The sequence below is a fragment of the Amycolatopsis sp. WGS_07 genome (genome assembly GCF_045278895.1).
GTDB lineage: Bacteria > Actinomycetota > Actinomycetes > Mycobacteriales > Pseudonocardiaceae > Amycolatopsis.
Genome location: NZ_CP136053.1, coordinates 6,267,269 through 6,290,600 on the forward strand (window position 1 = coordinate 6,267,269; position 23,332 = coordinate 6,290,600).

22 protein-coding genes are annotated in these 23,332 nt (G+C 70.9%); 9 read left to right on the forward strand and 13 right to left on the reverse strand.

What is annotated here, in order from left to right:
- Positions 1 to 19 precede the first annotated feature (19 nt).
- Positions 20 to 904 carry an ornithine cyclodeaminase family protein gene (locus RPX00_RS29655; RefSeq protein WP_406630303.1) on the forward strand — a complete coding sequence of 295 codons (885 nt, stop codon included), beginning with the start codon at positions 20 to 22 and terminating at the stop codon, positions 902 to 904.
- On the opposite strand, the gene RPX00_RS29660 is transcribed toward RPX00_RS29655, so the two are convergent.
- From RPX00_RS29660 to RPX00_RS29670, 3 genes are read right to left on the reverse strand one after another with little or no spacing between them, the layout of a single operon-like run.
- Positions 897 to 1,685: an ABC transporter permease gene (locus tag RPX00_RS29660; protein ID WP_406630305.1), complete on the reverse strand. Its 789-nt coding sequence runs from the start codon at positions 1,683 to 1,685 to the stop codon at positions 897 to 899. The genes RPX00_RS29655 and RPX00_RS29660 overlap by 8 nt on opposite strands.
- Positions 1,682 to 2,563, reverse strand: coding sequence for an ABC transporter ATP-binding protein (locus RPX00_RS29665; protein WP_406630307.1), 882 nt, complete (start codon positions 2,561 to 2,563; stop codon positions 1,682 to 1,684). Before RPX00_RS29665 ends, RPX00_RS29660 begins: the two co-directional genes overlap by 4 nt.
- Positions 2,560 to 2,907, reverse strand: coding sequence for a hypothetical protein (locus tag RPX00_RS29670; protein WP_406630309.1), 348 nt, complete (start codon positions 2,905 to 2,907; stop codon positions 2,560 to 2,562). The genes RPX00_RS29665 and RPX00_RS29670 overlap by 4 nt, the downstream gene beginning before the upstream one ends.
- A 57-nt stretch (positions 2,908 to 2,964) precedes the next feature.
- Here RPX00_RS29670 and RPX00_RS29675 point away from each other — a divergent pair, with 57 nt between their 5' ends.
- From RPX00_RS29675 to RPX00_RS29685, 3 genes are read left to right on the forward strand one after another with little or no spacing between them, the layout of a single operon-like run.
- A complete protein-coding gene (locus RPX00_RS29675; RefSeq protein ID WP_406630311.1) occupies positions 2,965 to 3,360 on the forward strand; it encodes a GntR family transcriptional regulator in 396 nt (131 codons plus the stop codon).
- On the forward strand, positions 3,357 to 4,469 hold the full coding sequence (locus RPX00_RS29680) for a DUF1648 domain-containing protein (RefSeq protein ID WP_406630312.1): 1,113 nt from the start codon (positions 3,357 to 3,359) through the stop codon (positions 4,467 to 4,469). The genes RPX00_RS29675 and RPX00_RS29680 overlap by 4 nt, the downstream gene beginning before the upstream one ends.
- A gap of 33 nt (positions 4,470 to 4,502) precedes the next feature.
- Positions 4,503 to 5,132: a class I SAM-dependent DNA methyltransferase gene (locus tag RPX00_RS29685; RefSeq protein WP_406630313.1), complete on the forward strand. Its 630-nt coding sequence runs from the start codon at positions 4,503 to 4,505 to the stop codon at positions 5,130 to 5,132.
- Between the two features lie 538 nt (positions 5,133 to 5,670).
- Here the strand turns inward: RPX00_RS29685 and RPX00_RS29690 are convergent.
- On the reverse strand, positions 5,671 to 6,210 hold the full coding sequence (locus tag RPX00_RS29690; protein ID WP_406630314.1) for an antitoxin: 540 nt from the start codon (positions 6,208 to 6,210) through the stop codon (positions 5,671 to 5,673).
- Positions 6,211 to 6,420: 210 nt separating this feature from the next.
- Between RPX00_RS29690 and RPX00_RS29695 the strand changes: the two genes are divergently transcribed.
- Positions 6,421 to 7,515, forward strand: a complete 1,095-nt coding sequence (locus tag RPX00_RS29695; RefSeq protein ID WP_406630315.1) for a CaiB/BaiF CoA transferase family protein — start codon at positions 6,421 to 6,423, stop codon at positions 7,513 to 7,515.
- A gap of 32 nt (positions 7,516 to 7,547) precedes the next feature.
- On the opposite strand, the gene RPX00_RS29700 is transcribed toward RPX00_RS29695, so the two are convergent.
- Together RPX00_RS29700 and RPX00_RS29705 are read right to left on the reverse strand one after the other, a co-directional pair.
- Complete coding sequence (locus RPX00_RS29700; RefSeq protein ID WP_406630316.1) at positions 7,548 to 8,765, reverse strand: cytochrome P450; 1,218 nt, start codon at positions 8,763 to 8,765, stop codon at positions 7,548 to 7,550.
- A gap of 152 nt (positions 8,766 to 8,917) precedes the next feature.
- Positions 8,918 to 10,414, reverse strand: a complete 1,497-nt coding sequence (locus RPX00_RS29705) for a purple acid phosphatase family protein (RefSeq protein WP_406630317.1) — start codon at positions 10,412 to 10,414, stop codon at positions 8,918 to 8,920.
- Between the two features lie 337 nt (positions 10,415 to 10,751).
- Between RPX00_RS29705 and eno the strand changes: the two genes are divergently transcribed.
- Positions 10,752 to 12,026 (forward strand): phosphopyruvate hydratase, encoded by a 1,275-nt coding sequence (gene eno, locus RPX00_RS29710; RefSeq protein WP_406630318.1) that lies wholly within the window; start codon positions 10,752 to 10,754, stop codon positions 12,024 to 12,026.
- Between the two features lie 48 nt (positions 12,027 to 12,074).
- On the opposite strand, the gene RPX00_RS29715 is transcribed toward eno, so the two are convergent.
- From RPX00_RS29715 to RPX00_RS29725, 3 genes are all read right to left on the reverse strand, one after another.
- Complete coding sequence (locus RPX00_RS29715) at positions 12,075 to 13,175, reverse strand: MFS transporter (RefSeq protein ID WP_406630319.1); 1,101 nt, start codon at positions 13,173 to 13,175, stop codon at positions 12,075 to 12,077.
- A 1,621-nt stretch (positions 13,176 to 14,796) separates the two neighbouring features.
- Positions 14,797 to 15,555: a S1 family peptidase gene (locus RPX00_RS29720; RefSeq protein ID WP_406630320.1), complete on the reverse strand. Its 759-nt coding sequence runs from the start codon at positions 15,553 to 15,555 to the stop codon at positions 14,797 to 14,799.
- Between the two features lie 372 nt (positions 15,556 to 15,927).
- The gene (locus tag RPX00_RS29725; RefSeq protein ID WP_406630321.1) at positions 15,928 to 17,139 is read right to left on the reverse strand and encodes a hypothetical protein; all 1,212 of its coding nucleotides are present in this window, start codon (positions 17,137 to 17,139) and stop codon (positions 15,928 to 15,930) included.
- Positions 17,140 to 17,312: 173 nt separating this feature from the next.
- Here RPX00_RS29725 and RPX00_RS29730 point away from each other — a divergent pair, with 173 nt between their 5' ends.
- Positions 17,313 to 18,143 (forward strand): SDR family oxidoreductase, encoded by an 831-nt coding sequence (locus tag RPX00_RS29730; protein ID WP_406630322.1) that lies wholly within the window; start codon positions 17,313 to 17,315, stop codon positions 18,141 to 18,143.
- A gap of 14 nt (positions 18,144 to 18,157) precedes the next feature.
- On the opposite strand, the gene RPX00_RS29735 is transcribed toward RPX00_RS29730, so the two are convergent.
- Genes RPX00_RS29735 through RPX00_RS29745 form a run of 3 tightly spaced genes read right to left on the reverse strand, consistent with a single transcriptional unit; the run spans position 18,158 to position 20,220 of the window.
- A complete protein-coding gene (locus tag RPX00_RS29735; protein WP_406630323.1) occupies positions 18,158 to 18,550 on the reverse strand; it encodes an Imm1 family immunity protein in 393 nt (130 codons plus the stop codon).
- A 30-nt stretch (positions 18,551 to 18,580) separates the two neighbouring features.
- Complete coding sequence (locus RPX00_RS29740; protein ID WP_406630324.1) at positions 18,581 to 19,822, reverse strand: RNA polymerase sigma factor; 1,242 nt, start codon at positions 19,820 to 19,822, stop codon at positions 18,581 to 18,583.
- Complete coding sequence (locus tag RPX00_RS29745) at positions 19,822 to 20,220, reverse strand: YciI family protein (RefSeq protein ID WP_406630325.1); 399 nt, start codon at positions 20,218 to 20,220, stop codon at positions 19,822 to 19,824. Before RPX00_RS29745 ends, RPX00_RS29740 begins: the two co-directional genes overlap by 1 nt.
- A gap of 206 nt (positions 20,221 to 20,426) precedes the next feature.
- On the opposite strand from RPX00_RS29745, the gene RPX00_RS29750 reads away from it, so the two are divergent.
- Positions 20,427 to 21,218: a thioesterase family protein gene (locus tag RPX00_RS29750; RefSeq protein WP_406630326.1), complete on the forward strand. Its 792-nt coding sequence runs from the start codon at positions 20,427 to 20,429 to the stop codon at positions 21,216 to 21,218.
- Positions 21,219 to 21,404: 186 nt separating this feature from the next.
- Here the strand turns inward: RPX00_RS29750 and RPX00_RS29755 are convergent, their stop codons facing one another.
- Positions 21,405 to 22,181, reverse strand: a complete 777-nt coding sequence (locus RPX00_RS29755; RefSeq protein ID WP_406630327.1) for a GntR family transcriptional regulator — start codon at positions 22,179 to 22,181, stop codon at positions 21,405 to 21,407.
- 95 nt (positions 22,182 to 22,276) lie between these two features.
- Between RPX00_RS29755 and RPX00_RS29760 the strand changes: the two genes are divergently transcribed.
- Positions 22,277 to 23,329 (forward strand): YeiH family protein, encoded by a 1,053-nt coding sequence (locus RPX00_RS29760; protein WP_406630328.1) that lies wholly within the window; start codon positions 22,277 to 22,279, stop codon positions 23,327 to 23,329.
- The last annotated feature ends 3 nt before the right edge of the window (positions 23,330 to 23,332 follow it).

The window sequence follows — 23,332 nt, forward strand, 5'->3', positions numbered from 1 at the left end:
CCTGTGCGAGGGTGCGGGGGTGCGATTGCTCCTCGATGCCCGGCCCACCGTCCAGCAAGCCATTGAAGCCGTCCGCGCGGCCCTCGCCGCCGGTCTCGACCCCGATCAGGACCCGCCGCGGTCCGTCGTCCCCGTGCCCACCGGGCAGTTTCTGCTGATGCCCGCGTTCTGGGACCGCTACGCCGGGGTCAAGGTCGCGTCCGTCGCACCGGACAACCCGGCGCGGGGCCTGCCGCGGATCCAAGGCCACTACCTGCTGATGGACGGCCCAACCCTCACACCGATGGCGCTCCTGGACGGCGTCGCCCTCACCTCGGTGCGCACCGCGGCCGTCTCCGCGGTGGCAGCGGACCTGCTGGCCGAGCCAGACGCAGAACGCCTGGTGGTGTTCGGAACCGGCCCGCAAGCCGAGAGTCACATCGAGGCGTTCCAGACCGTGCGGCCGGTGCGCGAGGTAGTGGTGGTCGGCCGGAACGCGGAACGGACGCAAGCCTTCGCCGCGCAGTACCCGTTCGCGCGGGCCGGAACGCCAGACGACGTGGCTGAAGCCGACCTGATCGCCTGCTGCACCTCGTCGCGGACGCCGGTGTTCGACGGCGCGAAAGTGCCGGAACACGCCACCGTGGTCGCCGTCGGCTCGCACGAGCCAGCCGCCCGGGAAGTCGACGATGTCCTGATTGGACGGTCCACAGTGGTCGTCGAAGGCATCGGCGCGGCCACTCGCGAAGCCGGGGATGTAATGCTGGCAATGGAATCCGGCGCGCTGGCCGCGGATACCCTGGTATCGCTCGCCGCGCTGGCTTCCGGCCGGACAGTGCCGCCGGGACCTCGGCTGTTCAAGAGCGTCGGGATGGCTTGGGAGGATCTGGTGGTCGCCGCGGCCACGTATGAAGCTGTCACGTGACATCCCGACGGAGTGGGAACGCGACCGCCAGCCCGGCGGCGACCAGCGCGTACCCGAGGAGAACGAGCGCGCCGCCCGCCGTGGGCAGCAGTTGCCCGCCCGCGTGGCCGGTCTGCTGTGCCAGCGCGTCGGTGAGGTAGCCGAATTCGGTGAGCGCCGCGGTCGCTCCGCCGGGCAGATAGGGGTAGATCGTGTTCACGCCGGGAATAGCGAGGAGGGCGATTTCGACGACGTACAGATACCCGATCACGACCGCGAGCGCCGCGACCTGATTCCGCAGCAGCGCCCCGATTCCGACGCCCAGCACTGTGTAGATCGCCATCGCGGCGGCCGTCCGGAGAAGCAGCTCGGCGACTGTCGCGGGCGCGAGACCGACTGTCACGCCATGGAACGCGGCGCTGCAGTAGAGCGCGAGCCCGGCGGCGGCAGCGGTGACCACGCCGTAGCAAAGGCCGCCGACGGCGAACGCGGCGAGTTTCGCGGTGAGGATCCGCCAGCGCCGCGGTGCGAAAAGGAAGGTGACGCTGATCGTGCGGTGCCGGTATTCCGACGTCATCGCCACGGTGCCGAAAACGGCGGGGAACAGGACGGTCACGGTCGCCATGCCGAGCACGTTCCGCACCCCGGCGGCGGTGTCGAGGCCGGGCATCGGCGGCTGGACGTGCTCCGGGCCGATCAAGCCGATCAGCCCGACCAGTCCGCCGCCGCACACCGCGGCGGTGCCCAGCGCCCACAGCCACAGCCGGGTGGAGCGCAGGCGGCGGAGTTCGGCGGCGATCATCGGGGCGCTCCGTCGGTGAGGGCGAGGAAAACCTGTTCCAGGCCGGGCTTTTCCGGGATCAGCTCGTGGACGCGCAGGCCGCTGGCCGCCGCCCGGTCCGCGATCTCGGCGGTGCTGAGGCCGCGGACGCGAAGGAGGTCCGGCCCGATCCGGTCGGCGGGTTCGCCCAGCGCGCGGGCGAGGTCGTCGGCGTCGGGGGAGCGGACGAGCGCCGCGGGCACGGTCGAGGCGGACAGCTCCGCGAGAGTGCCGGCGGCGACGAGGCGGCCGTCGCGGACGACCACGACCTGCCCGGCGATCTGCTCCAGTTCGCTGAGCACGTGGCTGGAGATCAGGACCGTGCGACCACTCGCGGCGAACCCGGTCAGCACCTCGCGCAGCCACGCCATGCCTTGCGGATCGAGCCCGTTCCCGGGTTCGTCGAGCACCAGCACGCCCGGGTCGCCGAGCAACGCGGTCGCGAGGCTGAGCCGCCGCCGCATGCCGGTCGAATAATCGCGCGACGGCCGGTCGGCGAAAGCGGTCAGCTCCAGTTGCTCCAGGACCTCGTCGACGCGTCGGCGCGGCAGCCGGGCCATCGCGGCGTAAATGCGCAGGTGCTCGCGCGCGGAGCAGGACGGGTGCGGGTCGGCCCCGTCGAGGACCGCGCCGACCGCGCGTGCCGGATGCGGCAGGTCGGCATACCGGACGCCGTCGATCGTCGCGGTTCCGGCGGTTGGCCGGACCAGGCCGAGAAGCATCCGCATCGTGGTGGTCTTCCCCGAACCGTTCGGCCCGAGGAAACCGGTGATTTCGCCGGGGGACGCGGAAAACGTCAGATCGGCGACCGCGGTCACCGCGCCGAACCGCTTGGTCAGGTTCTCCGCCGCGATGCTCATGCGCGGGCCTTGATCGCGTCGGCCAGCCCGGCCGGATCAGGCAGGCTGAGGAGCAGTTCGCCGAACTCCCCGCCGTCGACGGCGATCCGCAGCGCCGGGGCCGACCGGCGCACCGACACCAGCTGCCGCGTCCCGGTGCCGAGCCCCCACACGCCGACCTTGAGCACCCCGCTGACCAGCAGCCCGATCCGCCCGCCGCGCGTGCGGGCCAGCGCGTTCCCGACCGGTTCGGCCGTCCGGATGCGCGCCAGCGGGACCGTGACCTCCTCCCGCCACACCGCGAGCCGCTCCCACCGGGCGAACCGCACCCGGAGCCCGTCGCCGACGATTTCGGCCGTCGCCATCGCCACCACCCCCTGCGTTATCTGTTCTATTAGATGTATAGCAGATATCATGGACGGGTGCTGCTGACTTTGGATCTCGACAGCGAGACGCCGATCTACCTGCAGATCCGCGACCGGGTGGTGGAGGCGATCGCCGACGGCGACCTCGCCGAGGGCGATCCGCTGCCGTCCACCCGGCAGCTCGGCGCCGACCTCGGCATCAACTTCCACACCGTGAACAAGGCCTACGACCTGCTCCGCGCGCAGGGCCTGATCCGGATCAACCGCAAGAGCGGCGCGGTGATCCGCCGCGACCCCCGGTCCGGCCCGGCCGAGCCCGGGTTCGCCGGCGAATGGCAAGACCGCCTCCGCACCCTGCTGGCCGAGGCGGTCGCGCTCGGGCTGGACGCGGACGAGGTGACCGTCCGCTGCGCCACGGTGCTCGAATCCTTTCGCGCCAAGACCCCGTCGTGACTTCGTCGGTCTATCTGGATCTCGCGGTGGTCGCGCTGCTGGCCGCCGCGTTCTGGTCCGCACCCGCGCTGGCCCGGCCGACGCTCCCGTTCGGGGTCCGGGTTCCGGCGGCGCACGTCGCCGAACCGGCGATCATCCGCGCGCACCGTCGTTACGCGCGCGGAGTGCTGGTAGCCGGCACTCTCGCGTTCGTCCTGGTTGCTTTCGCCTCGGCCGGACTGCGCTGGGAGCGAGCGGCCGCGTTCGCCGCGCCGGCTCTCGCGGCCGTTTGCTGCGGGCTCGGCTATCAAGCGCACCGCACGATCGCCGCCGCGAAACGCTCCGGCGACTGGTATTCCGGCACCCGTCAGGCAGTCGTGACCGACACGTCCCTGCGCACCGATCCCGTCCGTCCACAGTGGAGTTTCCTGGCACCGGCGGTGGTGCTGTTCGGGATCACGGCGGCGATCGGGGCGTGGCGGTACGGCGCGCTGCCCGACACACTGCCGACTCCCAACGGCGTCATCGTCGACTCCGCCCGGCGCAGCGCGACGACGTTCGGCCGCGCGTTCGCGACCGTCACCGCGCAGCTGTTGATCATCGTTCTCGTGGGCCTGCTGGCGATTGCTCTCCCGCGCGCCCGGCCGGAACTCGATGCCGCGCAGCCGTCCGCTTCGGCGGCCCGGTACCGCGCCTACCTCGCGAGCGTGCTGCGGCTGCTGTTCGGCACCGCCGGATGCGCGGCGGCGAGCCTGCTGGTGGCGTCGCTGGAGGTATGGGAGATCGTCCCGGCCACGACGGGGGCGACAGTGGTCAGCTACCTTCCGCTCGCCGCCGCTTCGGTCGCCTGGGTGGCTTTCGCGTTCCGGGCCGGCGACGCCGGACATCGGCTGCCCGCCGAAGAGGAAGACTCCCGCCGCGTGCAGCGCGACGACGACCGGTACTGGCACCTCGCGGGCATGGTCTACGTCAACCGCGGCGACCCGGCGGTTCTCGTGCACCGGAGATCCGGCGTCTCCTGGACGCTCAACCTCGGCCACCCGGTCAGCTGGGCGATCCTCGGGGCACTCGCCGCGGTCGCCGCGCTGGCCGGGTTCGGCGTCGTCGAACTGCCTTCCCGGGGCGGATAGCCTGGATTCCTTCGACGGCGAGGGGAGAACGGGATGTCGGAAGAGCTGACCACCGCGGAGCTGTTCGACGCGATCGGCGCCAGGTACGAGGAGGCGTTCGGCCGCCGGCCAGTGGTGGACGCCGCGGTGCGGGAACTGATCGAGGCGCTGCCGCCGTCGGCGCGGGTCCTCGACGTCGGAAGCGGGACCGGCCGCCCGGCCGCGGCGGAGCTGGCCGCCGCCGGACACCGGGTGACCGGGATCGACGTGTCGGCGGAGATGGTGCGGATCGCGCGCGAGCAGGTGCCCGGGGCCGAGTTCGTGCAGGCCGACGTGCGGGATTGGGAGTCGGGACCGGAGACGTGGGACGCGGTGTGCGCGTTCTTCTCGTTCGTGCAGCTGCCGCGCGCGGAGACCGAGCGGGTGCTCGGCCGCATCGCCGGATGGCTGGCGCCGGGCGGGCGGTTCGAGCTGGTCACGGTGCCCGCCGACCTCGAGGACGTGCCGATCGACTTCCTCGGCCACTCGATCCGGGTGACGAGCTTTCCGGCGGAGGCGCTGGTCGATCGGGTACGGGCGGCAGGCCTGGAGATCACCGGCACCCGGACGGAGACGTTCGCCCCGGACGAATCGGGAGCGGAACCGGAGGAACACCTGCTGATCTCAGCCCGCAAACCCGCCTGACCCGGCCCCGGAAAACGCGCGGTGGACTACCGGGACATGAAATAAATTCGGCGAATCGAAGGCTGGGGGAAGCGCTGGCGAAAATCGGGGCGGCATTTTCGCGTGGTCCGGGTGAACACACCGGAAATCGCGCGGAAAATGCCGCCCCGTTCGTTCGATGCGACCGGATCTCCGCTCCGGCCGGATTGCGCTTGACCACGGCCTGATATTCGCCGGCGGAGCACCGCTCGCCGTTGCGGCTGCTTCGACAGTTCAGCGCCGCTGGCCGCGGTTGCCGCTGCAGCTGGCCGGTTCAGTGCCGCTGGCCGAATTTGCTGCCGCAGCTGGCCGTTTCGCTGGCCGCACTTGCCACGGCGTCGCGGTTCCCGAGCGAGCCTGGCGGTCCGATAGCTGCCAGTTCAGCAGCGTCCGCTTGTGGCGACTGGCCAAGGTTTCGCCTTGCCGCAAGCCCGTTCGCCGCGGCTGGTTGTGGCCTGGCGCGGTCAGCTCGGAGCCGCTGGCGTGCGGCCGTCGCGTGCGGCGCGGAACTCAGCCCTTGCTACTGCTGGTTGCCCCACTGCTGCTCACCCTGCTGGCCGCCCTGGTCGTAGCCGCCCTGGTCGCCTTGGCCGTAACCGCCCTGCTGACCGCCTTGGCCGAAGCCCTCTTGCTGGCCGCCCTGGTCGAAGCTCTGCTGGCCGCCTTGCTGGTAGCCGCCCTGGCCGCCCTGGTCGAACCCGCCTTGGCCACCCTGGTCGTAACCGCCCTGGCCACCTTGGTCGTAACCACCCTGGCCGCCTTGATCGAATCCGCCCTGCCCGCCTTGGCTGCCCTGGTCGAATCCGCCCTGCTGCCCGCCTTGACCGCCTTGGCCGCCTTGGTCAAAACCGCCCTGGCCGCCCTGGTCCTGTTCTCCCTGCTGCCCTCCGCCGAAGCTTTCCTTCAGCTTGTCCGCGCCCTGGCGGATCTGGTCGCCGTGCTGGCCGCCGGTTTTCTCGTCGATGAATTCGGCGGCTTTGTCGACGCCCTGGCCGACCTTGTCCTGGTTGTTGCCCGCGAATTCCTGGATCTTGTCCTTGGCCTGGTCGAAAAAGCTCATCGAAATCCTCCTTGATCTATTCGTGACACATGGATACCAGCCGGGTACCCGGCTGACGCGGCGGCGAGACGCCAGTCCCCGGTTCGGGTGAGGTGCGGCGCCGGTTCTGCCCGGGTCGGGCCACGGGTGGGTTACCCCACACGCCCGGTCGCGGGACCGACCGGCCGGTAGGGTCGCGGCGGCACAGGCGCCGAGAGCCGAGGAGGGCACGTGGCGGGACCGTTGAGCGGGCTGAAAGTCGTCGAGCTGGCCGGGATCGGGCCCGGGCCGCACGCCTGCATGGTGCTCGCCGACCTCGGTGCGGACGTCGTCCGCGTGGAGCGGCCGTCCGGGTCGCTCGACCTCAGCGGCGGCAAGCCGGACCCGTTGCTGCGCGGCCGCCGGTCGGTCGCCGCGGACCTCAAGACCGCCGACGGCCGCGAACTCGTGCTGCGGCTCGCGGCGAAGGCCGACGTGCTGATCGAGGGCCTGCGCCCGGGTGTCACCGAACGGCTCGGCGTCGGCCCGGACGACTGTTTCGCGCGCAATCCCCGGCTCGTCTACGGCCGGATGACCGGATGGGGTCAGGAAGGCCCGCTCGCTCAGCGCGCCGGGCACGACATCAACTATCTCGGCCTCACCGGCGTCCTGCACGCGATCGGCCGCGCGGGCGAGCGCCCGGTGCCGCCGCTGAACCTGGTCGGCGACTTCGGCGGCGGGTCGATGTTCCTGATCGCGGGCGTGCTCGCGGCGTTGTGGGAATGCGGCCGGACCGGGCGCGGACAGGTCGTGGACGCGGCGATGGTCGACGGCGCGAACGTGCTGTCCCAGATGATGTGGGCCTTGCGCGGCCTAGGTTCCTGGTCCGACGAACGCGGCACGAACCTCCTGGACGGCGGCGCGCCGTTCTACGACACCTACGTCTGCGCGGACGGCCGTTACGTCGCCGTCGGTTCCCTCGAACCGCAGTTCTACGCGGCGCTCCTGAACGGCCTCGGCCTCGCCGGGGAAGACCTCCCGCCGCAGCTGGACCGCGACGGCTGGCCGACGCTCCGCGCCACGTTCACCCGCGCCTTCCTCAGCCGCACCCGCGACGAATGGGCCGAGACCTTCGACGGCACCGACGCGTGCGTCACGCCAGTCCTCACCCCCGACGAGGCCGCCAAGCACCCGCACATCGCCGCGCGGTCCGGACTGATCACGCTGGACGGGATCGTCCAGCCCGCCCCGGCGCCGCGGTTTTCGCGCAGTGCTACGGAAACGCCGTCGTCACCGCCGGTGCCGGGCGCGCACACGGAAGAGGTGCTGGCCGAATGGGAGTCGTGAGTGTTTATGCCGGTTAGAACCGGGATCGCCACTCACGACAGCCGCACCGGCAGTGTCAGATGCCCGTTGGTGATGAACGACGGCACCGGTTCCAACTCGTCCCCAGGCCGCGCCAGCGCGAGACCCGGGAACCGCTCGAACAACGCGGGCAGCCCGAGTTCCGCTTCCATCCGGGCGAGCTGCGCGCCGAGGCAGTAGTGCACCCCGTGGCCGAACGCGAGCGTGGTCTTGTCCTTGCGGGACAGGTCGAACTCGTTCGCGTCCGGACCGTGGTGGCCCTCGTCGCGCCCGGCCGGGCCGAGTGACGCGAGGATCGGGTCGCCCTCGCGGATGGTCGTGCCCTCGACCTCGATGTCCTCCAGCGCGAACCGCAGCGGCAGGTGCGAAAGCGGCGACTGCCAGCGCAGCGTCTCGTCCACCACGTCCGACCAGGTGCGCGTCCCGTCCAGGACCTGCCGCAGCTGCGCGGGATGCGTCAGCAGCGCGGTCACGGCCTGGTCGAGCAGGTTGACCGTCGTCTCGTGCCCGGCGGTGATCACCAGGATCAGCGTGTCCACCAGTTCTTCTTCGCTGAGCCGGGAGCCGTCCGTGTCGCGGGCGGCGATGAGCGCGGTCGCCAGGTCGTCGCCCGGATCGGCGCGCCGCTCGGAGACCAGGTCGGCCAGGATTCCGTACAGCAGCTCGACATTGGCGGTCGCTTCGTCCGCGGTCGCGGCCGTCGCGAAGATCCCGGTCACCGCGGTGCGCAGGCCGGGCCGCGCCTGTTCGGGGACGCCGACCAGCCGGCAGATCACCTCGATCGGCAGCCGGTAGCAGTACTGCTCGCGCAGGTCGGTTTCCCTGGGCCCGGCGGCGAGATCGGCGAGCAGGCCCTCGGCGATCTCCGCGACCACCGGGCGCAGCGCGGCGATCCGGCCGGGCGCGAAAGCCTTGGACACCAGCGAGCGCAGCCGCCGGTGCTCCTCGCCGTAGGCGGTGAACATGTTCTGCACCGAGACCCAGATGGCCAGCGGCCAGTCGGCGCCGATCTCGCCGTCCCGGTACGCGGGCCAGTGCCGCCGGGCGTCCTTCGACACCCGCGGGTCGGCGAGCAGGCTGCGCAGCAGCGGCAGGCTGGTGACCGACCAGGCGAGCACGCCGCCCGGCAGTTCGACGACGGTCAGCGGCCCGCGTGCGCGGAGCCGGGCTCCCTCGCCGTGCACGTCCGGCGCCGCCGGGTCCAGCACGAAAGGGGTGACGGCGTGGTCCATCGGAACTCCTCGAGGCCCGGCGGTCCACAAAGGACTGACGATGGGGGAGGTGTCCGTCGCGGCCGCCGGGTCCGGAAAGAGCGTAGCGCGGCTAAGGATCTGCCGGTCCGGCTTGAGGGGTGGTCCGGACCAGCCGGGAGAAGGGGTTGACGTCAGCCGTCGGCGCGCTTGCGGTGCAGCGAGAACCGCTCGAAAACCGACAGTTCGCCGGTCGGCTTGTTCACGTTGTAGTAGGTCACGTGCAGGGTCGTGGTTCCGCCCGGACGGCGTCCGGGGTCCACGGTGAAGGCGGCGAACCCGTAGGGGTGGTCGAGGTCGCGGACCGCGCTCCACACCGCTTTCTCGCGCACGTAAGTCGGTTTCCGCTTGCGGGTGGCCGGATCCCGCTTGTCCGCGACGGCGGTCAGCACCTTTCCGGTGCCGTCCTTGAAGAAACTGCCGTTGGTGGTGCCCGAGACGCCGCCTCCGCCGAGGATCATGTGCACGGTCCCGTGCGTCGTGTCGATGTTGTCGGTCGCGTCGGACACCGGGTTCGGCGTGAGCGTCTCGCTTTCCGAGACGACGCCGCGCACGGCGAGGGAGCGTTCGTAGTCGTGCTCGTGCCCGCACAACACCAGGTCGACGCCGTAGCGGTCGAACAGCGGGCCGTACTTCTCGCGGAGGCCGAGGTCGGCGCCGTTCGCGTCGGAGGAGCTGATCATGACCTGGTGCATCGCGACGACGATCCAGTCCACGTCGCGCGCCGCCCGCGCCGCGGCGAGTTCCTTCTCCAGCCAGGCCAGCTGGCGGCCGCCGGAGTAGCCGTTGACGTAGACGTCGCCGCCGTCCTGCAGGCAGTTGTCGTCGTTCTGCAGCACGACGACCCGCACCGAGCCGACGGTGAAGCCGTACCAGAGACCGGCGAGTTCCGGGTCGGTTTCGGTGGAGGGCAGCCGGAAGTACGCCTGGTAGGCGTCGAGTCCGATCGCGCCGTTCTGTTTCTCGATCTCGTGGTTGCCGGCGGCGGGCATCCACGGCCGGTACCGCGCCGAACGGGTGTTGTTGGTGAAGAAGTTGTTCCAGGTGCGCACGCGGTCGACGTCGAGGTTGGCGTAGCAGAGGTCGCCGTTGAGCAGGTGGAACAGCGGCGCGACGGTCTCGATGCCGGTCACGATGTCCTTCGTGGCCGGGGTGGAGAAGAAGTCGAGCGCGGGCGCGCCCTTGAGATCCCAGGTGACCTGCGGCGCGGACTGGTCGCCGAAGCTGGTGAAGGTGAACGCGGACCGGCCGCTGGGCGCGGTGCGGAAGGTGCCGGCGTCGGGCGTCGCGCCGTCGTGCTGGGCGATGTAGAGGTACTCGGTGTTCGGGCAGAGGCGGTCGATCTCGGCGTGGTGCACCCAGACCGTGCGGTTGGAGGTGCCGTCGACATAGGTGCGCGTGACCGCGGGCGCGTACGAGCCGAAGCCGTCGTCGAGCGTGCCGTAGAGGACGCGCGGGTGGCGGACCGGACCGTCGGTGAGCCACGAAACCACCATCTGCCGCGCGGGATCGCGGCCGAACGTGAGATGCAGACCCTGCACCGGGGTCGCGCCGCCGCCCGGCGCGGGAGACAGCGGCGCGGCTGCCGCCGGACCAGTGCCGAGCAGTGGTACGGCAGCGCTCGCGCCCATTAGGCCTAATGCTCCTCGACGGCTGACGGCGTTGGACATGGCGGCGGCCTCCTCCGGCTCCGGGCGGAAGCGAAGCTATGCTGGCCGCGCGGCCCGCCGATGAACGCGAGCTGTCCGGGGCGTGAAGTGTCGTCTGGGTCGTTCCCGGTTCGTTCCCTTTGCCGGGAAACGGTTTCCGGACTGTCCGAAGTGGATTCTCCCGGCTTCGCCGGATCGATTCAGAACCCTTCTGCTAGCCTCCGTTGTGACGTGCGGCTCGCCGTGGTGCCGCCAAGCTGTCCGGAGCGCTTCACGGAGCGTTCGCTGAGTGCTTCGGCTGGAACCTCCGAGGAGCGTTATGACAGGCATCGTCCGGGTCCGGGGCCGTGAGGTGCTCGACAGCCGGGGCAACCCGACGGTCGAGGTCGACGTGGTGCTGGCGGACGGGTCGGTGGGCAGGGCGGCGGTGCCGTCCGGTGCCTCCACCGGCACGCGCGAGGCCGTTGAGCTGCGGGACGGCGACGCGAAGCGGTTCCACGGCAAGGGCGTGCGCAAGGCGGTCGACGCGGTGAACGGCGAGATCGCCGAGGCCGTCGTCGGCATGGAGGCCGAGGCGCAGGCCGACGTCGACCGCGCGCTGATCGCCCTCGACGGCACCGAGAACAAGGCGCGCCTCGGCGCGAACGCGACGCTCGGGGTCTCGCTGGCGGTGGCGAAGGCGGCCGCCGCGGCGAACACGCTGCCGCTGTACCGGTACGTCGGCGGGGTGTACGCGCACCTGCTGCCGATGCCGATGATGAACATCATCAACGGCGGCGCGCACGCGGACAACCCGATCGACTTCCAGGAGTTCATGATCGGCCCGGTCGGCGCCTCGACGTTCGCCGAGGCCGTGCGGATGGGCTCGGAGGTGTTCCACACGCTGCGGAAATCGCTGCACGAGGCGGGACACAACACGAATGTCGGAGACGAGGGCGGGTTCGCGCCGCAGCTGGGGTCGGCCGACGAGGCGCTCGAGTTCGTGGTCCGCGCGATCGAGAAGACCGGCTACGAGCCGGGCAAGGACATCGCGCTGCTGCTGGACCCGGCGGCGTCGGAGTTCTACCGCGACGGCGTCTACGACTACACCGGCGAGGGCCGCAAGCGCAGCGTCGAGGAGCACGTCGCGTACCTGACCGAGCTGACCGAGCGCTTCCCGATCGTGTCGATCGAGGACGGCCTCGCCCAGGACGACTACGCCGGCTGGAAGCAGCTGACCGACGGCATCGGCGACCGCGTGCAGCTCGTCGGCGACGACCTGTTCTGCACGAACGTCGAGATCCTGCGCGACGGCATCAAGCGCGGCATCGCCAACTCGATCCTCATCAAGGTCAACCAGATCGGCACCCTGACCGAGACGCTGTCCGCCGTCGACACCGCGCACAAGGCGGGCTACTCGGCGGTCATGTCGCACCGCTCGGGCGAAACCGAGGACACCACGATCGCCGACCTCGCCGTGGCGACCGGCTGCGGCCAGATCAAGACCGGTTCTCTGTCGCGGTCCGACCGCACGGCGAAGTACAACCAGCTGATCCGCATCGAGGAGGAGCTGGGCACCGAAGCTCGTTACGCGGGCTGGGACACCCTGCGCTGAGCTTGTCTTTCAGGGCGGCCCGGGCTTTTTCGCCCGGGCCGCCTTTCGCTATTTCTTGGCTTTGAGCACCATCGCCACGGCCGTGAACGCCGCACTCACCCAGAACGCCGCACGCGCATGCGCCGCGTCGAAGACAACGGCCCCGGCTACCGCGGGCCCGACCACCGCCCCGAGATTGAACGCCGTGGTCGCGATCGCCCCGGCCACCCGCGGTGCCTCCGCGCTGGCCGCAGTGACAATCGCCGCGATCAACGCGGACCCGACACCGAACGCCATCGCCCCAGCGACCAACGCGGCGGCGAGAAGCCCCGGAAGACTCTGCGCCGCGAAGAACGCCGCCACCCACACAGCGGTAAGCACCACGGTGCCCGCCTTGAGGATCCTGGGATCCGCCTTGCCAGCAACGGTGACCCCAACAAACGAGCCGACCCCGAACACCGCCAGCACCACCGGAACCCACGCAGGTGTCGCCGCAGCCATCGTGCCGAGATAGGTGAAGGCGGCGAACGTCCCGCCGTTGACGAGAATCCCCTTAACCACAGTAATCGCTGTGCTCGGCCGGGTCAGCACTCGCCACTCGCGGTACACCGGGGTAGTCGCCGGCGGATCGTCGAACGAAGCTGTCGCGAGCGCCGCGGCAGCCAACGCGGTAATCGCCGCGATCGCCCAGAACGCGGCCTGCCACCCGGCGTACTGCCCGAGCACCGTCCCAGCGGGAACACCGACGATGCACGCGAGCGTCACGCCGGAGAGAAGCACGGAAGTAGCCCGCCCGACGGCTTCTGCCGGAACGAGCGAGCCCAACGCCGCGAGCGAGACAGCGAGAAACCCCGCGTTGGCGAACGCCGCGAGGGCCCGGGTGACGAGGAGAAGCGGGAAGTCGGTGGTGAGGGCGCCGATGACGTGTGCCGCGCAGAAAAGCCCGAGGAAACTGAGCAGGGCGAGCTTGCGGGGCAGCTTGCTGCCGAGCATCGCGAGCAGCGGAGCGCCGACGACCATCCCGGCCGCGAAGAGGGACGTGAGCAACCCGGCGGTGCCGAGGGAAACGCCGGTGTCAGCGGCGATCTGGGGGAGCAGCCCGGAAAGGACGAACTCGGACGTGCCTTGCGCGAAGACCGCGCTGGCGAGGATGAAGAGGACTGGGGGCAAGGGAAATCGACTCCGGAAGGTGGGGCGTCGGTGGGACGCCGGGGGTGCGGACGGTTTGTGGGCGGAGTTGGGGTGCCGCTTGGGGCGCGTCGGCCCGGGTTGGGCGGGTCCGCCGGGCTGGCAGGGCGTTGGCTGGGTGCCTGGCGCAGGTGCCGCCTGGATCGGCCGGGCTCGCCGGTGACCGCCGTTGCGCCGGTTGCCGTGGCGTCGTTGGCGGTGCGCTGGGTTGCCGTGATGTGGCTGCCGTTGCAACGGGCTTTGCCTGGCGTCGTTGGCGTTGCGCCGGGCCTTGCCGTGGCGTGGCTGCCGTTGCGCCGGGCTTCGCCGTGGCGTGACTGCCGTTGGAAGGCCTTGCCTTCGGCGCGGCCGCGTCGGGCAGGCTCTTCCATCGGCGCTGCGGCAGGCACTTCGTCCCGGCTGCTCTGCTGAGCAGGCTCCGCCAGCGACGTGACCGCGACGGCCGCTCGGCTGCGGTGACGAGGCTTTGCCCGCCGCGTTGTCGCAGCGAGCAGGCTTCTCCCGGCGCGGCTGCGCTGTGGGACTTTGCCTACGCCGCCACCGCAGCGAGCGGACTTCCCCTGGCGCGGCTGCGTTGGGAACGTTGCCTGCGATGCTGCAGCGGTGAGCAGATTCCCAGTTGCGCGGCTGCGTCGGGAGGCTTCGCATCAACGCTGCTGCGCCGAACCAGCCTTCCCGGTGGCACGGTCGCCACGCAGGCTTCTCCCGGACACGGCTGCGCTGGATGGCCTGCTGCCAGCAGCACCATTGCGGCCTTCGCCGGTGGCACCACTGAGGGCAGGCTCCGCCTCGGCGTGTCCGCCGTCAGGCGGCCTTCGCCGGTGGCGTCAGACTTCGCCGTGACATGACCGCTGTAACGCGGGCTTTGCCTCGGGGCGTCCGTTGCCACGTGACATGGCCGTCCTACGCAGGCATTGCCTTGGCTCGTCTGCTGCCACACGACATGGCCCTAGGCAGGCGTTGCCTTGGGCGTCCGCTACAGCGTGACATGGCCGCCGTGCGCAGGCTTGCTCTGGGCACGGTTGGCTGTGGCCAGACCTTGCCGTCGGCACAGTCGCATGAGGACGGCCCGCTGGGTGGGCCTGGCTGTGCCGGTTGCGGCGACTGTCGTGAGTGGTGAGGCCGGTTAGAACCGGTGCCAACACTCACGAGAACGTGCTCGCGGCACGGCTCGATGGCTCAACCGTGCGGTGTCTGCGGTGAAGCTTCCGCCGGTCAGCGCGGCTCGGGAGGAAACCCGGGCACCTGTCACTCCGCCGCCCAGCTTGCGGCTGGGCGGCTACCGTCTGCTGGCCTCCGGCGACGTCATGTTCTGGATCTTACCTTGCCTCGCTCGGGGAGTCGCGCGAAATTTGGTGGTTTGCTGTGCTTGGGGACTCGCGCTTGATGTGGTGGCTCGACGCGTCTGGGGAGACGCGCGGTTCGTTACCGTGCCTCGCGGCCTCGCGGCCTCGCGGCCGGGTGCCGAGGCGGGGCACGGCGTTCGGTTCTCCCGTCCGTCTTGGCGTCTGCAGGCGTGGGAACCCGGCTCAGCTGGGCGCCATGGTCGTGACGCGGTCGTCGCCGTAGCGCGAAGCCATCATTCGGCCTGGAGCCGAGGGGGTCAGCTCGGGCCGGAGTGGGCGGCGATGTCGTCGGCGAAGGACGTCACCCTCGTGTACATCCCGGGTTTGCCCGGCTTTCCGCATCCGTCGCCGTAGGACACGATGCCGACTACCGCGTCTCCGACCATCAGGGGGCCTCCGGAGTCGCCTTTGCAGGCGTCGATGCCGCCGTGGGGGTAGCCGGCGCAGAGCATGGCTGGTGCGGAGTATTCCGGGTAGGCGGTGTGGCAGGCGGAATCGTCGGCGATCGGGACGGTGGCTTGGCGGAGGTAGTCGGAACGGTCGCCGCCGTCGGCGGTGCGGCCCCAGCCTAGGACTGTGGCGTTGGTGCCTGCTGGGTAGCGGCCGGGGTCGCGGGCCAGGTCGGCGGGGCGGTAGGGGAGCGAGCCTCGGACGGTCAGGACGGCGATGTCCGAACCTTGTTGCGGCGTGCGGTAATTCGGGTGTTGCCAGGCGGTGGACACCGCGCGGACTATGCCGTCCTGGCTGCGTTTGTCCTCCCGGCCGGCTACTACGCTGAGTTCGGCGGTCGGCACCTCCGCGGCACAGTGGGCGGCGGTCGCGACGGCGGTGCGGCTGACGATGACGCCGCCGCAGAACTGGGTTCCGTGACTGTCCACTAAGTACACTGCGTACGGATGCTGGGCCAGGGAAGCCTTTTCACCGCCGATGATGGCTGGCGTGGCACCGGCGGTGGTGGTGCTCAGAGAGATGATGAACAGGACGATGGTGGCGATGAGTGCGAAACGGCGTGGCATGGCGGACCCCCTCGGCTGCGGCAGCGCACGTTAGCCACTTTAACCGGCGGTTGAGCGGGAAACCGTCGCTGAACCGGGTGGAACCTGCGGCGAGGGCGGGCTGCGGAAAGGCAGTTCGGGCAAGGGGATCCCAGCGGGACTCCGAGGATCGGCGACAGGATCCGTGAAGCACGGGGAACCGGTTCGGCGGAAGCACGGGGAACCGGTTCGGCGAGGGGAATCCTTCAGCTGAATTGGTGTGTGGAAGCGAGAAAGGGGGACTCGCTGGAGAGGGACGGTTCGGGATCGGTGCCGCAGCAGCAAACCAGTAAACCGCCGGGAGTCGCCGGCGCGGAACCACCCCAAAGCTCCGCACCGGCAACCCCGACCGCCTCAGCAGAGCGGTGCCACCGGCCCGTTCGAACCGGTCTTCACGTACGTGTCCGAGATGTAGTGCCCGGGCCCGATCCGGTCCCAGATCTTGCTCGTCCCGAACTTCCCGGTCACCGTGTCCCCGTTGACGTAGCACTCGATGTTCACCCTGGCGTAGTTCGCCGCCAGGCCCTTCACCGAGGACGACGTGTGCGCGCCCGACCGGACGTTCACCGGGTCGCCCGCCGTCTGCACCAGGCCGGTGGCCGCGGCGGAGCCCGTCCACAGGTAGGTGACCTTCACGTTCCCGTTGTCGCCGAGGCCGACGCCGGAGCTGAACGTGCCGTCGGCGAGGTCGATCCCCGCGGGGTTGCCGACTTTGTAGCCGAGGTCGTCGCGGCCGCCGTTGTAGCCGTTGTGGTAGGCGGCGTATGCCTCCGGCTGGCCCTGCGGCAGGTCCTTGAACTCCGCGCGCACCGAGGGCGGGTTCCAGTAGTCGTCCTTGGTGTTCCACGGGCCGACATCCCAGACTGGCGCGTATTCGCAGCGGCTGTTGTCCGTCTTGCACACGCGCACGCTGTAGTTGCCGGTTCCCTTGGGCGACAAGGCTTTCCCGGACGGAAGCGCGACGAAGTGGTCGTTGCTCGTGATGACGTGGCCGTTCGCGGTGGTGTGGCCGGTGAGGCCTTCGCGGGTGGCGTAGATGGTGTAGGTGAGCGGGGTGGCCGCGGCGAGGGCGTTCGCTTGCGGGGCCAGTGAGCTGGTGAGTTCGACGTCGCGCACAGTCGGACGCGCGGTGGTGGTGCCGGACAGGGTGATTCTGGTCTGCACGACGGTCACCGCGCGGGGGAGCGACGTGCCGGCGGGCGTCCATTCCGTCCAGTCGTCGGCGCCGGAGCGGCCGCGGACGTCGACCTCGACGGACGTGCCCTGCGGTGCGTCCGCGGAGATCTCCGCGGCTATCCGGTTGGCCGGCGCGGACAGGTTCCGTTCGGCGGAGAGCAGGTAGCCCTCGCTGCCCGCGGCCCGGTCGGCGGGTCTCCACGCGGAGTCCCGCAGCGTGAGTGCGCCGCTGGACGTCGCGACGTTGACGTCGTCGCCGTCCACTGCGGACAGGTCAGCGCGCCAGGTGCCGGAGGTCTCGGCGGCGCTCGCGGGGGTCGCTGCTGCGGTGACGGCTCCCGCGGCGAGCAGCGCGGCGACTGCGCGCCGGACCAGCACATTCCCGACCACGACGGATCTCCCTTCGCTCGTCCGAATCGAACTGCCGGGAGTGTCGGAGGGATCCGTACACGATCCATACAACGATCTCGCCCGGTCGTGTACCGGCGGCGCGAGGTTGACAGCGGTGGGTCACGCGGATAGCTTTGCGAGCAAAGTTAATTTAAGAGCAAAAGGAGTGCGGGATGACCATCCTGGTGACGGGGGCGCGCGGGAACGTCGGGAGCGAGGTCGTCCGTGCGCTGCGGGCTGGCGGCCACGCGGTGCGGGGGTCGGCGCGCGACGCGACCGTGCTGGATCTGCCGGACGCGGTGTCGCTGGACCTCGCGGCAGATGGCGGGTTCGAGGACGCGTTGCGCGGCGTGGAGGCGATCTTCCTCTACCCGACGCGGCCGAACGGGGCGGCGGATTTCCTTGCGGCAGCGCGGAAAGCGGGAGTTTCGTACGTCGTGCTGCTGTCGTCGCCGGACGTCTACGAGGGGGCTGCGGACAATCCGATCCGGCGGGGGCATCTGCCCGCGGAGGCGGCTGTCGCGGAGTCCGGGCTGCCGTTCACGGTCCTGTACCCGGGCTGGCTGGCGGGCAACACCCGGCGCGACTGGGGTACGGCCATCCGGGCCGGGGAGCCGGTGCGGCTCGTCGCGCCGGAGTCGCAGTGCACGCCGACGGCGGAGGCGGACGTGGCCGCGGTCGCGGCGAAGCTGCTTACCGAGCGTAGCTATCCGGGGCGGGCGCTGGCGGTGACCGGACCGGAGTCGATGACGCAGCGTGCGGTCGTGGAGACCCTCGCGGAGGAATTGGGTCGCTCGATCGAAGTGGTGACCGAAACGCGGAGCGAGGCATTGGCCCGGCGGCCGGAGTGGATGCCGGAGGCGGTCCTGGAGCATCTGATGGCCGTCGAGGAGGCGGCCGTCGGACGAGTGGCGCCGGTGAACAACACGGTGGAACGGTTCGCCGGGCGAGCGACGTCATTCCGCGAATGGGCGCGGGCGCACAAGGACGACTTCGCCGCATAGTCCGATGTGGACAGTTAGGCGAGCTTCCACGAAATCCCGGCGGGCCGCAGCCGGGACTCGCACAGTTCCCGCACCGCGCGCAGGACGTCCTCGGCGGGAACCTCGCTGCCCGGCGGCTGCGGGAAGTGCGCCCCTTGCAGGCTGAAGTAGTCGACAGGCTCCTCGCCCCGGCCGTCAGCGGGCAGGTAAGTCTCGCCGTTTTCGTGCCACACCAGGCTTCCCTGGGCGCCGCGCAGGCCCGCGACCAGATACGGCGTCCGCGGCTTCCGGCCCGCGTACAGCCACCACACGACCCCGGCGTCCGGGGTGGGCGGCTCGGCGGCGCGCAGCGCGGAGAGCACGGTGTCGACAGTCGCCTCGGTGACGTCATATCCGGTCCGGCGACGGGCGTCCTCGATGCTCGCCATGGTGCGCTCCGCTCGTGAAGTGTCCTGATACTACTCGGTACCGATTGGCGAGCGAACTGTGGAATGATCGGCGCGCAGCCGGGCCGCGCGCAGCGTCAGATAGCGCTGCTCGGCGGTGTTCCCGGTGCGCGCGGCGGCCGCGGTGTAGTGGCGGATGGCTTCCTCCGGTTCGCCAGCCAGCTCCAGCAGGTGCGCGCGGGCGGCAGCGAGGCGGTGGTGGCCGGGGAGCAGGTCGTCGAGGCCGGCCAGCATCGCGAGCCCGGCGTCCGGCCCGTGCACCATCGCAGTCGCGATCGCGCGGTTGAGCGTTACGACCGGGTTGCCGGTCAGCGCCTCGAGCCGCGTGTAGAGCGTGAGCACGCGCGGCCAATCGGTGTCCTCGGCCCGCAGCGCGATGTCGTGCGTCGCGGCGATCGCCGCCTGCAGCCGGTACTCGCCGATGCCGTCGCGGGCCAGCGCGGCGGTGATCAGCGCGACGCCCTCCCGGATCAGCGAACGGTCCCATCGCGACCGGTCCTGGTCGGCGAGCGGGATGAGGTCGCCGTCCGGTCCGGTGCGGGCCGGTCGGCGGGCGTCGGTGAGCAGCATCAGCGCGAGCAATCCGGCAGCTTCGCCGTCCTCCGGGAGTGCGGCGTGCAGCAGCCGCGCCAGCCGGATCGCTTCGGCCGACAGTTCGGTGCGGTGCAGGCGGCCGCCGCCGCTGCTCGTGTATCCCTCGTTGAACACCAGGTACAGCACGTGCAGGACGGACCGCAGCCGCGCCTGCCGCTCGTCGTCGGCGGGCATCCGGAACGGCAGGCCGGACTTCTTGATTTTCGCCTTAGCCCGGCTGATCCGTTGCGCCATCGTGGTTTCCGGCACAAGGAACGCGCTGGCGATCTCCGCGGTCGTCAGCCCGCCGACGGCCCGCAGCGTCAGCGCGATCGCCGACGCCGAGGTCAGCGACGGATGCGCGCACAGGAACAGCAGCGTCAGCGTGTCGTCCCGGTCCGGCACCTCGGCGGCCCGCGGCTCGGCGGCGACGGTGTCCTCGCGCCGCCGCCGGGCCTGGTCGCTGCGGAAGCTGTCGATGACCCGGCGGCTGGCGGTCTGCAGCAGCCAGCCGCGCGGATTCTCCGGAATTCCCTCGACCGGCCAGTGCTGCACCGCCGCGAGCAACGCTTCCTGCGTCGCGTCCTCGGCCGCGCCGAAATCGCCGGACCGGCGCGCGAGGACGGCGAGGACCTGGGGCGCGAGCGTGCGCACCAGGTCCTCGACCTTTGCCTCGGCCATCAGACGGCCGGCGCGCTCATGACCTGGCGCACCTCGATCGGCACCCGCAGCGGCGCGCCCTCCGGGCCCGGCGCGGCGGAAATCCGGGTCGCGATCTCCAGCGCCCGCGCCTCCGATTCGACGTCCACCACCCGGTATCCGGCCAGCAGTTCCTTGCCTTCGGGGAACGGGCCGTCGGTGACGACCGAGCCGCCGTTGCCGTCCGAGACCACGGTCTTGGCCGCCTCCGGCCCGGCCAGCCCCTCCGCCTCGACGAGTTCCCCGGCCTCGGCCAGTTCGGCGTTGAGCACGTGCTGGAACTGGATGTGCGCGCGGATGTCCTCGGGGGCCCACTCCGGCAGCGGCACGTCGCAGCCCTCGCCCTTGGCGTAGGTCTGCAGCAGCATGTACTTCGGCATGGCGTTTCCTCCAGTGTCCGGCTCGCCGCTTCCGGGCGGGCTCACCAAGGGAACGGAACCCGCGCGCTATCTTCGACACGTATCGCGGACATCTTGCCGGGGAAATCCGCGGGCCGGGGGCTTCTCGGGTGGCGTGAGTCTCAGCGACCGGGACGCCAGGGCGGTCTAGCAGGTAGGTTGCGGGAAGCAACTCACCTGGAGGGACCGTGAGCACGACGACCTTCGCCGCGGTGTCCGCGGTCAAGCAGCAGTCGGACACCGGGTTCAGCGTCGACCTCAGCCCGGCGTGGACCATCGGCGGCCGCCCCAACGGCGGGTACCTGCTGGCCACCGTCGCCCGCGCGGCGACGGTCGTGTCCGGGCATCCGGACGTCCTCGCCGCCAGCGCGCACTACCTGCGCTCGCCCGAACCGGGCCCGGCGGAGATCGAGGTCGAGGTGCTGCGCACCGGCCGGACCGCGACCCAGCTGCGCGGACGGCTGCTCAAGGACGGCGTGCCGCAGGTCGAGGCCCTGCTGACGCTCGGCGTGCTCGGCGAGGCCGAACCGTTCTGGCAGGACGGCGTGCCGCGGCCGGAGTTCGGCACGTTTTCGGACGAGCCGTGGGGCGGGGCCGCGGAGTCCGCGAGTTTCCCGATCGCGATCCGCGACGAGATCGACGTGCGCTTCGACCGCCCGATCGCCGACGGGCCCAGCGGCCGCGGCGAACTGCGCGGGCTGCTGTCGCTGCCCGGCGGCGAGCCGTTCGACCCGGTGAGCCTGCTGTTCGCGGTCGACGCGCTGCCGCCGGCGACCTTCGACGTCGCGCCGTCCGGCTGGGTTCCGACGCTGGAACTGACCGCCTACGTGCGGGCGCACCCCGCTCCCGGGCCGGTGCGGGTGCTGCACCGCGCCCACCTCATCGGCGACGGGCGGGTCGACGAGTCCTGCCACGTGTGGGACAGCAAGGGAACGCTGGTCGCGCACAGCACGCAGCTGGCCGGAATCCGGCTCGGCTGAAGCAGCCAGGCAGGGTCCGTGAAGGACTCCTTGAGGGACTCTAATTCCGTGAGGGGCCCCTTCACGGACTTTGGATTCCCACGAATTACCTGATTGGTGCTCGCCTGACCGTGTTCGCGGGTCTGTGAAGGACTCCTTGAGGGAATCTAATTCCCACAAGGAGTCCTTCACGGCTTTGCGCGCGGGTCAGCGAATCCCGGCCAGTGCGCCGGTCGTGACCAGCCGGTAGCCGGTGCGTCCGGAGAACTCCGCGGTCAGCGCGAACCGGTCGCCGCGCACCAGGGTGTGCCGCCATTCGATCCGTTTGCCCGCGCTGGTGCCGAGGCGTCCGATGGAGAACGCGCCGACGGTTTCGCCGCAGCCAAGCAGGGTGCGTTCGGCGCGCGTCGGCACGACCGCGCGGATCTGCTCCTCGCCGTGGTCGAGCCGGACGCCGGTGCGGCGGTGCAGTTCGCCGTACAGGCTGGTGTGCTGGAAATCCGCGTCCAGCAGCGGGCGCGCGAGGTCGGCGGGCAGCCATACCCGGTCGACGGCCAGCGGGTCGTTTCCGGCCAGCCGCAAGCGTTCCAGGTACAGCAGGGGAGTGGAGCCCTCCAGCGAAAGGCGTTCGGCGACCACCGCGTCCGCGCGGATGTCGAGGCGGCGCACGACGCTGTGCTGGTCGAGCCCGGCCTCCTCGACCGCGGCGAACAGGCTGTAGAGCGCGCCGAGCGGCTGCTGGATCTCCGCGGCCGCGGCGACGCGGGGCTGGCGTCCGCGTTCGGCGATGAGCGTGCCGTCCGCGCGCAGTTCGCGCAGCGCCTGCCGGACAGTCTGGCGGCTCACGCTGTATTCCTCGGCGAGCGCGAGTTCTCCGGGGAACGCGCTGTCGAACTCGCCAGCGCGGATGCGCACCAGCAGCCGCTGCTGCAGCTGCCGCCACAGTGGCTGCCCGCCCGCGCGGTCCAGCTCCGCCTCGCCCATGCCGGAACAGTACCGCTTGCCAAATGTACGCACAGCTCCTAGATTAAATGTACGTACATTAGCGAGGAGGCCGAAGTGCGCACAGGAGCAGACCGGTGACCGGGGCGACGCTGGGGGCGACCCGCGCGACCGCGGAATGGCGGGCCAAGCTCGCTCGTCCGGTGCCCGGGCTCGCGGTCGCGCTGCTGGTCGCGGCGGTCGCGACGGCGGGCGGGAAGCTCGTTCCGGTGGTCGGCGGGCCGGTGCTCGCGATCCTGCTCGGCGCGGTCGCCGGGGCGGTCGTGCCGGGGCTGCGCGGCTGGCGGTTCAGCCCGGGCTACGCGATCGCGTCGCGGCCGGTGCTGCAGCTGTCGATCGTCGTGCTGGGCACGGGACTGTCGATCCAGCAGGTGGTGCACGTCGGCGGGCAGTCGCTGCCGGTGATGCTCGGCACGCTCGCGATCGCGCTCGGCGGCGCGTGGGTGCTCGGCCGGCTCCTCGGCGTCCGCGGCGACACCCAGACCCTGATCGGCGTCGGCACCGGCATTTGCGGTGCGTCCGCGATCGCGGCGACCAGTGCCGTGCTGAAGCCGAAGGAAGCCGACATCGCTTACGCGCTCGGCACGATCTTCACCTTCAACGTCGCCGCGGTTCTGCTGTTCCCGCCGCTCGGGCACGCGCTCGGGATGTCGCCGCACGCGTTCGGCCTGTGGGCCGGAACCGCGGTGAACGACACGTCTTCCGTCGTCGCGGCTTCCTATGCGTATGGCGGCGACGCCGGTGCGTACGGCCTCGTCGTGAAGCTCACCCGCACGCTCACGCTGATTCCGATCGTGCTGTTCCTCGCCGTGCTCGCCGCGCGCAAGCAGTCCGACGGCCGGGTTTCGCTGCGCGCCATGCCGTGGCACCGGCTGGTCCCGCCGTTCCTGATCGGCTTCCTCGCCGCGGCCACGGTGGAAAGCGCGGGCTGGATCCCGGAATCGTGGCACGCGCCGCTGTCGGCGCTCGGCACCTTCCTGATCACCATGGCGCTCGCCGGAATCGGCCTCGCGCTCAAGCCGTCCGACCTCCGCAAGGCAGGACACAAGCCGCTGCTGATGGGCGCGATCCTGTGGATCGCGGTCGCCGCGTCGAGCCTCGGCTTGCAGGCGCTGACCGGCGGGATGTGACGG

Coding starts and splice junctions, on each gene's coding strand:
- RPX00_RS29660 (WP_406630305.1), bottom strand. CDS start 1,685: ATGATCGCCGCCGAACTCCGCCGCCTGCGCTCCACCCGGCTGTGGCTG.
- RPX00_RS29665 (WP_406630307.1), bottom strand. CDS start 2,563: ATGAGCATCGCGGCGGAGAACCTGACCAAGCGGTTCGGCGCGGTGACC.
- RPX00_RS29670 (WP_406630309.1), bottom strand. CDS start 2,907: ATGGCGACGGCCGAAATCGTCGGCGACGGGCTCCGGGTGCGGTTCGCC.
- RPX00_RS29685 (WP_406630313.1), top strand. CDS start 4,503: ATGTCGGAAGAGCTGACCACCGCGGAGCTGTTCGACGCGATCGGCGCC.
- RPX00_RS29690 (WP_406630314.1), bottom strand. CDS start 6,210: ATGAGCTTTTTCGACCAGGCCAAGGACAAGATCCAGGAATTCGCGGGC.
- RPX00_RS29700 (WP_406630316.1), bottom strand. CDS start 8,765: ATGGACCACGCCGTCACCCCTTTCGTGCTGGACCCGGCGGCGCCGGAC.
- RPX00_RS29705 (WP_406630317.1), bottom strand. CDS start 10,414: ATGGGCGCGAGCGCTGCCGTACCACTGCTCGGCACTGGTCCGGCGGCA.
- eno (WP_406630318.1), top strand. CDS start 10,752: ATGACAGGCATCGTCCGGGTCCGGGGCCGTGAGGTGCTCGACAGCCGG.
- RPX00_RS29720 (WP_406630320.1), bottom strand. CDS start 15,555: ATGCCACGCCGTTTCGCACTCATCGCCACCATCGTCCTGTTCATCATC.
- RPX00_RS29730 (WP_406630322.1), top strand. CDS start 17,313: ATGACCATCCTGGTGACGGGGGCGCGCGGGAACGTCGGGAGCGAGGTC.
- RPX00_RS29735 (WP_406630323.1), bottom strand. CDS start 18,550: ATGGCGAGCATCGAGGACGCCCGTCGCCGGACCGGATATGACGTCACC.
- RPX00_RS29740 (WP_406630324.1), bottom strand. CDS start 19,822: ATGGCCGAGGCAAAGGTCGAGGACCTGGTGCGCACGCTCGCGCCCCAG.
- RPX00_RS29745 (WP_406630325.1), bottom strand. CDS start 20,220: ATGCCGAAGTACATGCTGCTGCAGACCTACGCCAAGGGCGAGGGCTGC.
- RPX00_RS29755 (WP_406630327.1), bottom strand. CDS start 22,181: ATGGGCGAGGCGGAGCTGGACCGCGCGGGCGGGCAGCCACTGTGGCGG.